Below are 14,267 nucleotides of genomic sequence, written 5' to 3'. Positions count from 1 at the left end.
GGATGCGTAGGTTGGTCCGGATCAACGATTTGCAAGGCGGCAATGGCGGTCGGTTGCCCGCACCGCTTTCAAAGTGCGCGCGGGATGACCTTGGCGTATTCGTTGATGCCGATGACGTTGAAGAATGCCGCGACGAGCCGGTGCACGTTCAGGAATTGAATCTGCTTGCCTTCGGCCTGACGCGCGGTCACCCAGTTGAGAATGCTGCCCGCAGCAGCAAAGTCCACCCGAACCAGTGGGCCACAATCAATCGCAATGTGCTTGGTACTGGCGGGAGCGGAATCCAGAGTCGCCAGTGCCTGCGTTGCGTCACCCAGGATTTCACCCGAAAGTTCCAGGGATGCGCTTGCCGCGACTTCCGCGGTCTCCAATACCTTCCGGGTGGGGCCGGCGGCTGCCGCCAGGGATGAGGCCTCGGCAGCCGTGAGCACCCTGCACTCAGCCTCATTCCACTCCGGGGGAGCGGCCTCAAAAGTGATGCAGTAGTCCAATGCTGCCAATTCGAAGTCGTCTTGCAAGCCCAGTGCACGCAAGGCATTGAGCCGAACTTGCCACCAGGCGGGATCGACCTTGCCTTCTCCCGAGGGCGTCAGTGCACGCAAGATGCGCACCAATTGATCCTGACCATCCAGCTGCAGTGACACAGCTTCTGTGCACAGACTCTCGAACAGGGCCCCCAGCAGCGGCATGGCATCCGGCTCAATGGTTTGCAAATGGTTCCAGTTGAGGTGCCAGGGCATAGGGCTTCCCACCAGGGCCGCGCGCAGGCTCTCCATGCCGGCGCCGGTCAGCACGGCTGGACACTCCCAGATCGGCGTGGATTGCACCGCTTGCGCCTCGCCATCCCTGAGACTCTGCGTGTCCCCGTCAGTCGACGCTTTCCAGACCGGCCACACGCCATCCAGTTGCAGCGCGAACTCGTTGGCCGCATTCTCAAAGGACTCGCGGTTTCCCGTGGCCCGATAGAGGTCAAGCAAAGCCGCAGTCCATGACTGCGCAGCATCGGGCTCCAGGTCATTGCCCCTCAGGGCGGACAACAATCCGTTTTCCGCCCCCGCAATATCCCCGTTGGCAAAACGGATGGCCGCCTCTTCCAGCTCGGGGTCGGTCGCCATTTCGTTGGCATCGAAAAGCGTAGAGGGTGAAAAGCCGGTACCGCTGTCTGACTTGCCTTCGCGTCCCGAGTTCTGGCTTGCGTATGACAGGGACGCTTCATCCGTGGTCATCCGTGTGGGCGCAAATTCGTTGTCCTCTTCCTCGCCTTCCGGCACAGGCATTACCTCGGTGCTGGCAAACGCGACCGACATGTCGGAGGGTGCCAAAGAAGGCTTTGGATCGTTCCTTGAATCGTCTGACGCCGAGTCCCTCGCGGAAACAGGAGCTGCCGCTGGTGGCGACTGGCTGTCCTGGGCACGAGCCTTCCACCACTGGCGCGACATCTGCGCCTCGATTTCGTCAATCTTCTTGAGCGTCACGGCCCGTCCGTCAATGTCGGTAGACACGCTGGACTGAAAAAACGAGGGGCGTGCCATGCTGGCCAGGGTTGCCGGGTCCCGGTTGCGCAGTTTGCGCAGCTGGTCGAACTCGCGCTTGCGGACAAAGTCGTTTTGCCGCTTGCGCTCTATCATCGCCTTGAGCGCCTGCTTGTCGTAGGCGGTGGCTTCGTTATCCGCGGGCTGGTCCAGCTCCGACCAGTCTCTGGTCGGATTGCGGACAAACATGGCTACCTTGGACAGCAGACCAGGTTTCTCGTCTTTGGTTGCCATGGCTGCTGAATGAACGAATCAGAGAAATCGGCAAGAAAACATCCGGCTATCAATCACCGAACATCTTTTGCTTGAGTTCACGCCGTTGTTGGGCTTCAAGCGACAGGGTCGCCGTAGGCCGGGCCAACAAGCGGCCCACACCGATGGGTTCACCGGTTTCGTCGCAGTAACCGTAGTCACCGGCATCGATACGGGCAATGGACTGCTCGATCTTCTTGAGCAGTTTGCGCTCACGGTCACGCGTGCGCAATTCCAGCGCATGTTCTTCCTCGATGGTGGCGCGGTCTGCCGGATCGGGAACGACCGAGGTGTCCTCACGCAAATGCTCAGTGGTTTCACCGGCGCTGTTGAGAATGTCGCGCTTGAGTGTGGCGAGCTTCAGGCGGAATGCGGCCAACTGGACTTCATTCATGTACTCCGAATCGGGCATGGCCATCAAATCGGCGTCAGTCAGTTCGGCAACTGGCTTGGTTTTCCAGTTGTTGGCGAGTTTGGGGTCTTTTTTGATCGAAGAAGGCAAAACGGGCACGATGACAGGTGAGGGAATGGATTGGCTATAGCTGGCTTTGGCGGCCGTGGACGCAACGGATTGCGCCATGGAAGGAACAGTCAACTGGGCAAGACGGGACGAGGGTCGACCCGCCTTTTGAGCCACGACAGCAGGAGCGGCAGGCGCAGGTGCTTGCACGGGCTGGGATACAACAGGCTTCACAGGGGGAGATACCTTTTTGGGAGCCGCCGGTTTGGCAGCGGATTTAACTGTTTTGACGGGCGCCGGAGCAGCCGCCTTGGCGGCCTTTGCAGGAACTTTGGTCACGGGTTTGGGGGCAACTTTTTCAACCGCCTTGACCGGCGCCTTCGCCGGCTTGGCTACCACTTTGGCAGGTGCAACGGCCTTGGCGGTCGGCTTGGCCACTGTTTTGGTTGCCGCTTTGACAGGTTTGGCGGCAGGCTTGGCAACCGACTTCGGCTTTGCTGTCACGGCTTTGGATTTGCTATCTTTCCCGGATTTCGCATTCACTTTGTCTCTCCTGGCGGGACTCGCCTGCTTGTGTTCTATCGCGCCGTGGGTGGTATTGGAAGTCTTGGTGGGTTGGTCTGGCGGTGTTTCTCCGGCGCGCGAGTGTACAGGCTTCGCCATCGGAAAACCCATAAGTTGCAAAATCGAGACAATCATTCCACTCCCAGCCATCGTTCAAACTCTTTCAAAACCAGGCGCATCCGCTAGACGGCACATTGCAGTGCCATTAAACACCGTCTAGACCAGGGATTGCTCCAGTCCCTGCAACAAAATGTCCTTTGGCAGATCGATGCCGATGAAGACCATTTTGCTGCAACGCACCTCCTGATCTGTCCAGGCCGGTCCCAGATCGCTGCCCATGAGCTGGTGCACACCCTGGAAAATCACTTTGCGGTCCGTACCCTTCATGAACAGCACGCCTTTGTAGCGCAGCATCTTGGGGCCGTAGACATTGACGACCGCGCCCAGGAAGTCTTCCAGCTTGGCAGGATCAAAGGCCCGCTCTGACTTGAAGACAAAGCTCTTTACATCATCATCGTGGTGATGGTGGTGACCATGCTCCCCATGATGGGACGGGCGATCGCAATGCTCGCCATGTTCATGGTCGTGGTGCGCATGGTCATGGTGATCATGATCGTGGTCATGTTCTTCCGCATTCAGGAAGTCGGGGTCGATGTCCAGTTTGGCATTCAGATTGAAGCCGCGCAGGTCGAATACCTCACTCAGTGCCACATCGCCAAAATGCACCGCACGCTGCGGCGCGCGTGGATTCATATGTTTGAGGCGGTGCATCAGCGCATCCAGTTCGTCCTTGGACACCAGATCGGACTTGCTGATGAATATCTGGTCGGCAAACCCCACCTGGCGGCGCGCCTCCTGGCGATCATTGAGCTGCTGCTCGGCATGCTTGGCATCTACCAGGGTCAAGATGGAGTCCAGCAGATAGGACTCGGCCACTTCATCATCCATGAAAAAGGTCTGTGCCACGGGGCCGGGATCTGCCACGCCGGTGGTCTCGATCACCACACGCTCAAAATCCAGCTCGCCTTTGCGCTTCTTTTCGGCCAGGTCACGCAGCGTGGCGCGCAGGTCCTCGCGGATGGTGCAGCAGATGCAGCCGTTGCTCATCTGGATGATCTGCTCGTTGGTGTCGCTCACCAAGATGTCGCTATCGATGTTTTCCTCACCGAATTCATTCTCGATGACAGCAATCTTTTGTCCATGGGCCTCGGCCAGTACGCGCTTGAGCAGGGTGGTTTTGCCGGAACCCAGGAAACCGGTCAGGATGGTGGCGGGGATAAGTGACATATTGGAGCCCAAAATCAGCAGATGGGGAGTGTATCGATCAATTCAAGTGCCTCGCTTACACCGTCCTAACGCCGCATGACCACCAGCCCCTTGAGGTATTCGCCTTCCGGAAAGGCTATGGTCATGGGGTGATCCGGTGCGCCACCCATGCGCTCGCTGATGAAGCCGTCCACCCCCGCATCCGACCCGGCACCCGCCACAATCTTGTGGAACAGGTCGGCACTGATGCCGCCGGAGCAGGAATAGGTAAATAACACGCCACCCGGCTCCAGCAGCTTGAAGGCCAGACGGTTGATGTCCTTGTAGGCACGCGCGGCCCGCTCCGCATGGGCCACGGTGGGCGCAAACTTGGGCGGGTCCAGGATGATGGCGTCAAAGGTGCGGCCTTCCTGTGCGAACTGGCGCAGCGACGCATTCACATCCGCGTCCATCCACGTGGCACGGCTGGCATCAAACCCATTGAGCGCCACATTGGCCGCAGCCACTTCCAGCGCCGGACCGCTGGAGTCGATGGACGTCACATGACCCGCCCCGCCGCTGAGTGCTGCGACGCTGAAGCCGCCGGTGTAGCAAAAGCAGTTCAGCACACGCTGGAACTGCAGGCGGCGCGTATAGGACGCGAACTTGTGCCGGCTGTCGCGCTGGTCCAGGTAAAAGCCCGTCTTGTGGCCATTGGCGATGCTCAGGTGCAGTTTCCAGTCGTGCTCCTGCAGGATCAGGTCCGTCGGTCCCTCACCACGCAGCCAGCCGGTGCGCTCCGTCAATCCTTCCAGGGTACGGCTGCTGGCGTCGGAACGCTCGTACAACCGGGACAGCCCGGTTGTTTGCAACAGCGCATCGGCAATCACATCGCGCCAGCGCTCCACACCGGCAGAAGTGAATTGCGCCACCAGCGTGTCGCCATAACGGTCCACGATCAGCCCGGGCAAACCGTCCGATTCGCCATGGATCAGGCGCACACCGTCACTGCGTATGTCAAAGCGGCTACGCGCCTGGATGGCCTGCGCAATGGTGGAGCGAAAGAACCCTTCATCAATGCGCTGCTTTTCATCAAAGCTCCACATGCGGGCCCGGATCTTCGATTGCGGACTGAAAGCGGCCCACCCCAGAAACTGCCCCTCCGCCGAGTCCACCCGCACGGTCTCACCCGAGTCACCGCCGCCTTTGGCGATGGCTGATTCAAAAATCCAGGGGTGGTGGCGTATCAGGGAGCGCTCTTTGCCGGCGCGCAGGCGAATCGATTTCATGGGGGGTATTGTCGCTGGTGTGCCCATACAGCCGGTATTTGACCGCTCGAACGCACAGTCGCCTCCGCTGAGTTTGGGGTATGGGCCCCGGCCAACTTGTGCGTACCCGCAGTAGGCGGCCGGGGCCCATACCCCAAACGCAGCCCGCCAACAAAGTCGGCAAATAGGAAACTCAGGACTTAGAAGAAGAGCCCTTGACCCGAGCCCGCGGATGCGCCAAGTCATACGCCTTGGCCAAATGCTGGAAGTCCAGCCGCGTGTAGACCTGCGTCGTCGTGATGTTGGCATGCCCCAGCAACTCCTGCACCGCCCGCAAATCCCCACTGCTTTGCAACACATGACTGGCAAACGAATGCCGCAGCATGTGCGGATGCACCGGCGTGCTGATGCCCGACTGCAAACTGCGCCGCTTCAGACGCTGCCAGACCGACTGCGCCGTGAGCCGTGTGCCATTGCGCCCGGTAAACAGGGCCCGCGCCGCGTTTTCCTGGGTCGCATGCACCGGTCCGCCCGCCACCGTTCCCATCGGACCACGCAATGCCAGCCACCGCTCCAACGCCCGCATGGCCGTCTTGCCCACCGGCACGCTGCGGCGCTTGGAGCCTTTGCCCAGCACATGGGCTTCTGCGGCCTGCATATCGACCCAACCACGCGCCGCGCCGCTGGCTTCCACATCCAGACCCGTCAGCTCGCTCACACGCAGGCCACTGCCATAGAGCAACTCCACCATGGCCGCATCGCGTGCTTCCAGCCACGGATCATCATCGCTCTGGAAATCGGCAAACTGCACCGCATCGTCGACCCCGAGAGCCTTGGGCAGGGGCTTGGGCGCCTTGGGCGAACGCACATCCTGCACCGGGTTGCTGGCAATCAGGCCCTGGCGACCCAGCCATGTGTAAAAGCCGCGCCAGCCCGAGAGAATGAGCGCAATGCCACGGCCGCTGCGTCCGCCGCTGTGCATCTGTGCCACCCAACGCCGGATATGGGGGTTGCGCACCGCCAGCAACTCCACCTGCGCCTGCGCTGCAAAGCCCTGCAGCTTCTGCAGGTCCAGCGCGTACAGCTCTACCGTGCGTGCGGCAAGACGCTTTTCGACGCGAACGTACTCCAGGTATTTATCGACCAGAGCAGCCGCGTCGGCCATAAACGTTAACGCAAACGGGAGAGTGCGGCGCTGGCCAGTTCGCCAATACGGGCCAGGAAGTCGGTCCCCATGCCGCTGGTGAAGCGCTGTGCATCGCCGGAAGCCAGCACCAGCAGGCCGAAGGCCGGTGTGGTGGAGCCGCTGGGGCCTTCGCGCAAGGGAATGAGTGCCAGCGAAGCAATGCCGGAGGGCGCACTCAGCCAGCTCACCGACTCGAATCCGGTATTCAAGCCGCAGAACGGCTCCGTCAGCGAGGATGCGAAGAGTTTGACGTCTTCGCTCACGCCCTGGGCATAAGGCTCTGCAACGTAGTCGGCAGCCACATCCCACAGGCGCAGCCCCACTTGGGGCACGGCAAACTGCAGTTCAATTCCCGCTGCGATCTGCAGCGGCAATTGAAGCAGGTCACCTCCTTGCAGCAGGCTGGCGGCCCAGCGCAGGATTTTGTTGGAGAGGATGACGTTGTCATTGCCGTTGCGCAACATTTCCATGATGCGCTGCTCCAGCAGCTTGATCTTTTCGCGCAGCATCTCGGCCTGGCGCTCCTGCAGGCTCACGGCACGGTTGCCGTGCGGGCTGGTGAGCTGCACCGTAGCCAGCAGCTCAGCGTGGCGCAGGAAGAAGTCCGGGGTATTGGCCAGGTAGTTGGCAATATCGTCTTCGGTGATCGGGTTGGCCAGCGCTTGGTTCAATGGGTTGCTCATGGAGGCTCAGTGTAGGTAAAAAGTTCGGCTTATTGGCTCAAGTATCTGGCATCAGGCGGGCAAATCGTCCGGCACTTCAATCTCGCCACGAAATACCGTGGTCGCCGGCCCGGTCATCATCACCGGCGCATCGCCGCCAGCCCATGCGATGGTCAGCACACCGCCACGGGTATGCACATCCACGCGCGCATCCAGCAGCCCCAGGCGGATACCGGCCACCACCGCGGCGCAGGCGCCGGTGCCACAGGCCAGGGTTTCGCCCACGCCGCGCTCATACACGCGCAAGCGGATGCTGCTGCGGCTCTGTACCTGCATGAAGCCCACGTTCACGCCCTGGGTAAAGCGATGGTTCTGCTGCACCTGCGGCCCCAAAACTGTCACCGGCGCAGTATCCACATCCGTCACCTGAATGACCGCATGCGGATTGCCCATGGAGACGGTGGCCAGCAACACCTCGGCGGTGCTGCCTGCGGGCAGCACCGGCCAGTTGCCCCATTCGCCCTGGTGCTTCAGCGTCAAACCGTCTGCATCGAAAGGAATGTCCTTCGGATCAAAACGGGGCGCACCCATGTCCACCGTGACGCGGCCATCGGGGGTAAGCCGCGGCGCAATCACGCCTTTCATGGTCTGCACCCGGATGGTGTCCTTGTCGGTCAGACCGCTGTCATGCACAAAACGGGCAAAGCAGCGCGCGCCGTTGCCGCACTGCTCCACCTCGTTGCCGTCGGCGTTGTGGATGATGTATTCAAAGTCAATGCCGGCTGCGGGCGAAGGCCTCACGGTCAGGATCTGGTCGGCGCCCACGCCGAAGTGGCGGTCACCCAGAAAGCGGTATTGGGCTGGGCTCAGGCCCAGCTCACCGCGGGTTTCGTCGAGCACGACAAAGTCGTTGCCAGCACCCTGCATTTTGGTAAACGGAATTCGCATGGGTGCAATTATCCGCGCTTGCTGCAAAATGGCCCGCATGCCAAGACCATCGCAAATCCTTCACCCCGCAACCGCCGCCATTCCGGCCCCCACTGACTGGCAGTCCGACAAGCCCGTTGCCATTCTGAAAAACGTGTGGCGGCTGACAGCCCCAAATCCGGGTGTCATGACCGGGCCCGGCACCAACAGCTACCTGGTAGGAGATGCGCATGCGGGATTTCTGGTCATAGATCCGGGCCCTGCCGATGCGGACCATGTCCAACGCCTGTGGCAAGCAGCACCCCATGCGGATGGCCTTGGCGGCAATATCCGCATGATTGTGTGTACCCATTCGCACCCTGACCACTCCCCTGGCGCCAAACCGTTGCAGGCACTGTGCGCCGCCAACGGCGTCATTGCGCCCATTCTTGGCCTGCCGTCTGCACCCACGGCACGCGCGGCCAGTGCATTCACGCCGGACAGGGCGCTGGAGGACGGCGAAGTCTTGCGCCTGACCGTGACGGGCCAAGGCGACGATGCCCAGGTGGCCACCCACAGTCTGCGCGTCATCCATACCCCTGGCCATGCTGCCAACCACGTGTGCCTGCTGCTCGAAGAGGATGGTTTGCTGTTCTCCGGCGACCACATCCTCAACGGCAGCACCACGGTAATCGATCCACCGGACGGCCACATGGGCCACTACCTGCACTCGCTGGATGTGTTGCATGCCCAATGCAGCCAGATGCAGGTGGAGTTCATTCTGCCGGCCCATGGCCACGTCATTACCCATGCTCTGACGGCGATTGCCCACCTCAAGGCGCATCGCCTGCAGCGCGAAGCCAAGATTGCCACGGTGATGCAGTCCAACCCGCAGGGCAATCTGGACCAGTGGCTGCCATTGGCCTATGACGATGTGGACCCGCGCATCTGGCCGGTAGCCAGACGCTCCTTGCTGGCGCATGTGGAGCACATCCAGCAGCTGCAACAGATGCCCCCCGACGATCGGGGTGGGCTATGAGTACGTTTCGCAGAGCCGCACCTCCGCAAGGGCAAACAGCAGCACAGCCCGCAGTGCCGCGAACCGGTGGCCCCAAACCCAGAAACCGCCCACGCACGGTGGACCGGACCAAGCCAGTGGTGGATGAGGGCGAACGGCTTTCCAAGAAGGTCATGCAACTCAAGGGCTGTTCCCGCAGCGAAGCCGAGCGCTACATAGAGGGCGGATGGGTCATGGTCAATGGCGTGGTGGTGGAAGATCCGCCGTTTCGCGTGCAGCAGCAGACCGTGACCCTCTCACCCGACGCCACTTTGCTCAACCTGGGTGATGTGACTTTGATCCTGAACAAGCCTCCCGGCTGGCTGGACGGAGTGGACACGGAAGACGACGATGAGGACGAAGTGCCCCGCGCGGCTCCCGCCAAGAGTCGGGGCGGCAAGCCACAGGTCAAGAATGCCCGCACACTGCTCACCGCGCAAAACCACTACGCCGACGATCCGTCCGGCATTCGCCAGCTCAAACGCCATTTGTTGCATCTGGAAGCCGAAGTCCCGCTGGAGACGGGCGCCAGCGGGCTGGTGGTGTTCACCCAGGATTGGCGCGTCACGCGCAAGCTCAGTGAGGACTTGGGTGCGATGGAGCACGAACTCATCGTCGACGTCCGGGGCGAAGTGCAGCCGGAGCATCTGCAGAAAATTGCCAGAGCGCTCAACGATGAACGCAACCCGTTGCCGCATACCAAGTTCAGTATCAACAGCACCACCCCGGAGTCGAGCAAGTTGCGCTTTGCGATCAAGGGCGCGCATCCCGGCTTGGTGGCCTATCTATGCGAGAAGGCCGGATTGGAAATCACCGCCATGCGCCGCATCCGCCTGGGCCGCGTCACGGTGAGTGACCTGCCGGTAGGCCAATGGCGCTACCTGACGGCGCACGAGAAGTTCTAGCTGGCGATGTAGGTCTGTAGCTGGTTGATGGTGGACTCCTGGTCCTTGATGATTTCATCCAGCAAGTCGCGGATGGAGATCAGGCCCAGCACCTTGTCGCCATCCACCACCGGCAAGTGGCGGATCTTCTTCTGGCTCATCAGGCTCATGCAGTCCTCGGTACGGGCGCTGGCATCCACCGTGAGCACCTTGGACGTCATGATGTCCTTTACCAACGTGTCCTTGGACGCCTTACCTGCCAGCGCGATCTTGCGGGTGTAATCGCGCTCGGAAAGGATTCCCACCAGCTTGCCCTGGTCCATCACCATCAGTGCACCTACATCGTGATCGGCCAGGATTTTCAGGGCGTCAAACACGCTGTCTTGCGGCTTGAGGCTCCAGGGTGCATCTTGATTCTTCAACAACTCGCGTACTGGTCGCATAGTGCCTCCGATGAATGGTGAGCGATAAGTAACCATACCGCAAAAATGGGGGCAAAAGTGTGAAGCCCACCGGTAAGCCGGATTCTGTGCGTGAGGGTTTCCCCTCACGTGACCACCATTACTCTGGGCCGTCGGTCACCCGAGCGGCTCAATGCTACCTACCCGCACACTCCGGGGGCCCCGTCAACGTGTGCCTACTTGGTATTGCTGCGCGTAGAGATTGCCCGTTTCACCTTTGGGCTCGTGCCGCAACTTGCGTTGCGTCCGAGTCCAAAACTCGTCTCTGTTGCTCTGATCCTCACCTTAGGGTCTTGCGACTTGTCGGTGGACAGCCGTTAGCTGCTACGCTGCCCTATGCAGTCCGGACGTTCCTCCAGTGCTCTGTTTCCAGAATTGCACCAGCGGTGGTCTGGTGGGCTTCACTCCCCGATTATCAGGCTTGCGCAGGGGTTGCATATGCATATACAGAAATCTGTTGAAAAACTAGCCCACAATGTCGCAACCTAATCCCACCTTTTGGAGGCCCCATGAGCTTTGACAACGTACTGCAAACCATTGGCAACACACCCCATATCCGCATCAACCGTCTTTTCGGGACCACGCACAACGTGTTTGTGAAATCCGAGCGAAGCAATCCCGGGGGCTCCATCAAGGACCGTATTGCCTTATCCATGGTCGAAGCGGCCGAAAAGAGTGGCGAACTCAAGCCCGGCGCCACCATCATCGAGCCCACCTCAGGCAATACCGGCGTGGGTCTGGCGCTAGTGGCTGCGGTCAAGGGTTACAAATTGATACTGGTGATGCCCGACAGCATGTCCATCGAACGTCGCCGCCTGATGCTGGCCTACGGCGCCAGCTTTGATCTCACGCCGCGCGAAAAAGGCATGAAGGGTGCCATCGCCCGCGCGCAGGAACTGGCCGCACAAACGCCCGGAGCCTGGATTCCGCAGCAGTTCGAAAATCCCGCCAACATCGATGTGCACGTGCGCACCACGGCGCAGGAAATCCTCAACGACTTCCCCAATGGCGTGGACTACATCATCACCGGCGTTGGCACCGGCGGACACCTTAGCGGCGTGGCACAGGTGCTCAAGGCCAAGTGGCCCAAGCTCAAGGTGTTTGCAGTGGAGCCAACGGCCTCTCCCGTGATCTCTGGCGGAGCGCCTTCGCCCCACCCGATCCAGGGCATTGGTGCAGGCTTCATCCCTAAGAACCTCAAGACCGAGCTGCTGGACGGCGTGATCCAGGTCGATGCCGAGCCAGCCCGCGAATATGCGCGGCGCAGTGCGCGTGAAGAAGGTTTGCTGGTGGGTATTTCCAGCGGTGCCACACTGGCTGCGATTGCACAAAAACTGCCTGAAATCCCGGCGGGCTCCACCGTGCTGGGCTTCAACTACGACACGGGGGAACGCTACCTCTCGGTTGAGGGCTTCCTGCCTGCTTGAGGAAGACTTTCTTGAAGCCAAAAAAGGGGGCTCAGGCCCCCTTTTGCGTTCAGGACATGGAGTGCAGCCCCAGCATATTGCCCTCGGTATCCACCACCAGCGAAATGAAGCCGTACTGTCCGATGGACATCTTGGGCTTCTGGATCTTGCCGCCCGCAGCAACCACCCGAGATTCCTCCACCGCACAGTCATCGCAGGAGAAATACACCAAGGTGCTGTTGCCGCCCGCGGGAAAGCCGGGCATATGTACCAGTGTGCCTCCGGCCCCATAGTCTTCCATGGACGAAGGAAATGCCAGCATGCTGGGCCCGCCACCTTCCAGCGGCTGCAGGGCTATCTGAAACACCGACTCGTAGAACTTGCGCGCTCGCGCCATGTCGTCCACGTAAATTTCAAACCATCCGATAGGGTTGCGCATGGAGTTCTCCTGTTGTCATGCGGTTGAAGGGGCCTCCCCGAGGTTGATTGTTGCGGCAATATAGGTCCGCCCGGGCCCGCTGTCCAGCCCGCAGCGCTGCCCGTATCATTGGCACCCTGCTTGATCACCACGAGCCCGCCATGATTCGACTCACAGAACTCAAACTCCCGCTTTCCGCCATTCCGGTGGAGGTACGCCGCGCTGCCGATGCACCCGCTGAAACCGAGGCCGATCGTGCCCCGGTTGCCCACCCCATCGAGGCGCTCAAGCGGCTTGCCGCCCAGGCACTGAACATCCAACCCGAAGACATCGAGCACCTGAATGTATTCAAGCGCAGCTTCGATGCCCGCAAGGCGGATCTGGTGGTGGTGTACATCGTGGACATCACCGTGTCTGCACCGCTGGAAGAGAAGCTGCTGACCCAGTTTGCCGGTCACGCCCACATAGGCGCCACGCCGGACATGCAATACCGCCTGGCAGTACATGCCCCCGCAGACCTGTCCGAGCGCCCCGTGGTGGTGGGCTTTGGCCCCTGCGGCATGTTTGCAGCGCTGGTATTGGCCCAAATGGGGTTCAAGCCGCTGGTGCTGGAGCGCGGCAAGACGGTGCGTGAACGCACCAAGGACACCTGGGGCCTGTGGCGCAAACGCAATCTCAACCCGGAAAGCAATGTGCAGTTTGGAGAAGGCGGCGCTGGCACGTTTTCCGACGGCAAGCTCTGGAGCCAGATCAAGGACCCACGCTTTCTGGGCCGCAAGGTGATGGATGAATTTGTGAAGGCCGGCGCGCCACCCGAAATCCTGTACGAAGCACACCCCCATATCGGCACCTTCAAGCTGGTGAAGGTGGTGGAAAACCTGCGTGCGCAAATCGTGGCGCTGGGCGGCGAAGTACGCTTTGAACAGCGCGTGATAGATGTGTTGCTGGAACCCCATGGCGACGAGCACCAACTCACCGGACTGCAGGTGCTGGACGTGCCCAGCAACACCACCTACGCCTTGCCAGCCCGGCACGTCGTGATGGCCCTGGGCCACAGTGCGCGCGACACATTCGCCATGCTCTACGAGCGCGGCGTGGCCATGCAGGCCAAGCCGTTCTCGGTAGGCTTTCGCATCGAGCACCCGCAGGGCGTGATCGACAAGGCGCGTTGGGGCCGTCACGCCGGTCACCCCATGCTGGGTGCGGCCGACTACAAACTGGTCCACCACGCCGCCAATGGGCGCGCGGTCTACAGCTTTTGCATGTGCCCCGGCGGCACCGTGGTGGCCGCCACCAGCGAGCCTGGCCGTGTGGTCACCAACGGCATGAGCCAGTATTCGCGCAACGAACGCAACGCCAATGCCGGCATGGTGGTCGGCATAGACCCTGCAGACTACCCGCAGGACGAAGCCACGTTTGTGCAGGCCTTTGGCACAGACAAAGGCGCACGCTACGCCAGGGAAGCGGCAGCACTTCGTGCCCAGAACCCCAAGGCCGCGCACCCGCTGTCGGGCATTGCCTTCCAGCGCCAGCTTGAAGCCGGCGCCTATGCACTGGGTGGCAGCAGCTACGAAGCACCCGGCCAACTGGTGGGCGACTTTCTGGCGGCGCGCGCGTCAACCCAGTTCGGCAACGTCCTGCCTTCCTACAAACCCGGCGTCAAGCTCGGCGACCTGGCCCCCAGCCTGCCCGCCTACGCCATCGAGGCACTGCGCGAAGCGCTGCCTGTGTTTGGCAAGAAAATACGCGGCTTTGACATGGCCGATGCGGTGCTCACCGGTGTGGAGACACGCACATCGTCACCCCTGAAGATGCCGCGCGGCGAAGACCTGCAAAGCAGCAATGTGCGCGGCCTCTACCCTGCGGGTGAAGGTGCCAGCTATGCCGGCGGCATCATGTCGGCGGGAGTGGATGGCATTCGGGTGGCGGAGGCTGTGGGGCGGGAACTTGTGTCGACTTGATCCGG

The 14,267-nt window shown here is 61.2% G+C and carries 12 protein-coding genes, 1 other RNA gene and 1 pseudogene; 4 read left to right on the top strand and 10 right to left on the bottom strand.

What is annotated here, in order from left to right; genetic code table 11:
* Positions 1-68 precede the first annotated feature (68 nt).
* The 7 genes from AAGF34_RS11210 to dapF all read right to left on the bottom strand — a co-directional run bounded on the left by AAGF34_RS11210 (position 69) and on the right by dapF (position 8,117).
* Complete coding sequence (locus AAGF34_RS11210) at positions 69-1,766, bottom strand: STAS domain-containing protein (RefSeq protein WP_342620681.1); 1,698 nt, start codon at positions 1,764-1,766, stop codon at positions 69-71.
* Positions 1,767-1,815: 49 nt separating this feature from the next.
* The gene (gene dksA, locus AAGF34_RS11205; RefSeq protein WP_342620680.1) at positions 1,816-2,748 is read right to left on the bottom strand and encodes an RNA polymerase-binding protein DksA; all 933 of its coding nucleotides are present in this window, start codon (positions 2,746-2,748) and stop codon (positions 1,816-1,818) included.
* A gap of 276 nt (positions 2,749-3,024) precedes the next feature.
* Positions 3,025-4,095: a GTP-binding protein gene (locus AAGF34_RS11200; protein ID WP_342620679.1), complete on the bottom strand. Its 1,071-nt coding sequence runs from the start codon at positions 4,093-4,095 to the stop codon at positions 3,025-3,027.
* A gap of 65 nt (positions 4,096-4,160) precedes the next feature.
* Positions 4,161-5,342, bottom strand: coding sequence for a class I SAM-dependent rRNA methyltransferase (locus tag AAGF34_RS11195; protein ID WP_342620678.1), 1,182 nt, complete (start codon positions 5,340-5,342; stop codon positions 4,161-4,163).
* A 172-nt stretch (positions 5,343-5,514) separates the two neighbouring features.
* On the bottom strand, positions 5,515-6,486 hold the full coding sequence (locus AAGF34_RS11190) for a tyrosine recombinase XerC (RefSeq protein ID WP_342620677.1): 972 nt from the start codon (positions 6,484-6,486) through the stop codon (positions 5,515-5,517).
* Between the two features lie 5 nt (positions 6,487-6,491).
* Positions 6,492-7,190: a DUF484 family protein gene (locus AAGF34_RS11185; RefSeq protein ID WP_342620676.1), complete on the bottom strand. Its 699-nt coding sequence runs from the start codon at positions 7,188-7,190 to the stop codon at positions 6,492-6,494.
* Positions 7,191-7,241: 51 nt separating this feature from the next.
* Positions 7,242-8,117 (bottom strand): diaminopimelate epimerase, encoded by an 876-nt coding sequence (gene dapF / locus AAGF34_RS11180; protein WP_342620675.1) that lies wholly within the window; start codon positions 8,115-8,117, stop codon positions 7,242-7,244.
* 94 nt (positions 8,118-8,211) lie between these two features.
* Here dapF and AAGF34_RS11175 point away from each other — a divergent pair.
* Positions 8,212-9,114, top strand: a pseudogene (locus tag AAGF34_RS11175) (MBL fold metallo-hydrolase); the annotation flags it as partial.
* On the top strand, positions 9,111-10,037 hold the full coding sequence (locus AAGF34_RS11170; protein WP_342620674.1) for an RNA pseudouridine synthase: 927 nt from the start codon (positions 9,111-9,113) through the stop codon (positions 10,035-10,037). The pseudogene AAGF34_RS11175 and the gene AAGF34_RS11170, both read left to right, overlap by 4 nt.
* On the opposite strand, the gene AAGF34_RS11165 is transcribed toward AAGF34_RS11170, so the two are convergent.
* Both AAGF34_RS11165 and rnpB read right to left on the bottom strand, forming a co-directional pair.
* Positions 10,034-10,459, bottom strand: a complete 426-nt coding sequence (locus AAGF34_RS11165; protein WP_342620673.1) for a CBS domain-containing protein — start codon at positions 10,457-10,459, stop codon at positions 10,034-10,036. The two genes, AAGF34_RS11170 and AAGF34_RS11165, sit on opposite strands and share 4 nt — an antisense overlap.
* 57 nt (positions 10,460-10,516) lie before the next feature.
* An RNA gene (rnpB, locus tag AAGF34_RS11160) (RNase P RNA component class A) lies at positions 10,517-10,880 on the bottom strand.
* Positions 10,881-10,986: 106 nt separating this feature from the next.
* Between rnpB and cysK the strand changes: the two genes are divergently transcribed.
* Positions 10,987-11,904: a cysteine synthase A gene (gene cysK / locus AAGF34_RS11155; RefSeq protein WP_342620672.1), complete on the top strand. Its 918-nt coding sequence runs from the start codon at positions 10,987-10,989 to the stop codon at positions 11,902-11,904.
* A 49-nt stretch (positions 11,905-11,953) separates the two neighbouring features.
* On the opposite strand, the gene AAGF34_RS11150 is transcribed toward cysK, so the two are convergent.
* Positions 11,954-12,322 carry a VOC family protein gene (locus AAGF34_RS11150; protein ID WP_342620671.1) on the bottom strand — a complete coding sequence of 123 codons (369 nt, stop codon included), beginning with the start codon at positions 12,320-12,322 and terminating at the stop codon, positions 11,954-11,956.
* Positions 12,323-12,462: 140 nt separating this feature from the next.
* Between AAGF34_RS11150 and AAGF34_RS11145 the strand changes: the two genes are divergently transcribed.
* Positions 12,463-14,262: an NAD(P)/FAD-dependent oxidoreductase gene (locus AAGF34_RS11145; RefSeq protein ID WP_342620670.1), complete on the top strand. Its 1,800-nt coding sequence runs from the start codon at positions 12,463-12,465 to the stop codon at positions 14,260-14,262.
* The last annotated feature ends 5 nt before the right edge of the window (positions 14,263-14,267 follow it).

This window comes from Rhodoferax sp. GW822-FHT02A01, assembly GCF_038784515.1.
Taxonomy (GTDB): Bacteria; Pseudomonadota; Gammaproteobacteria; order Burkholderiales; family Burkholderiaceae_C; genus Allorhodoferax.
The sequence above is the reverse complement of the archived record's forward strand: the minus strand, read 5'-3'. Positions and strand labels throughout refer to the sequence as shown.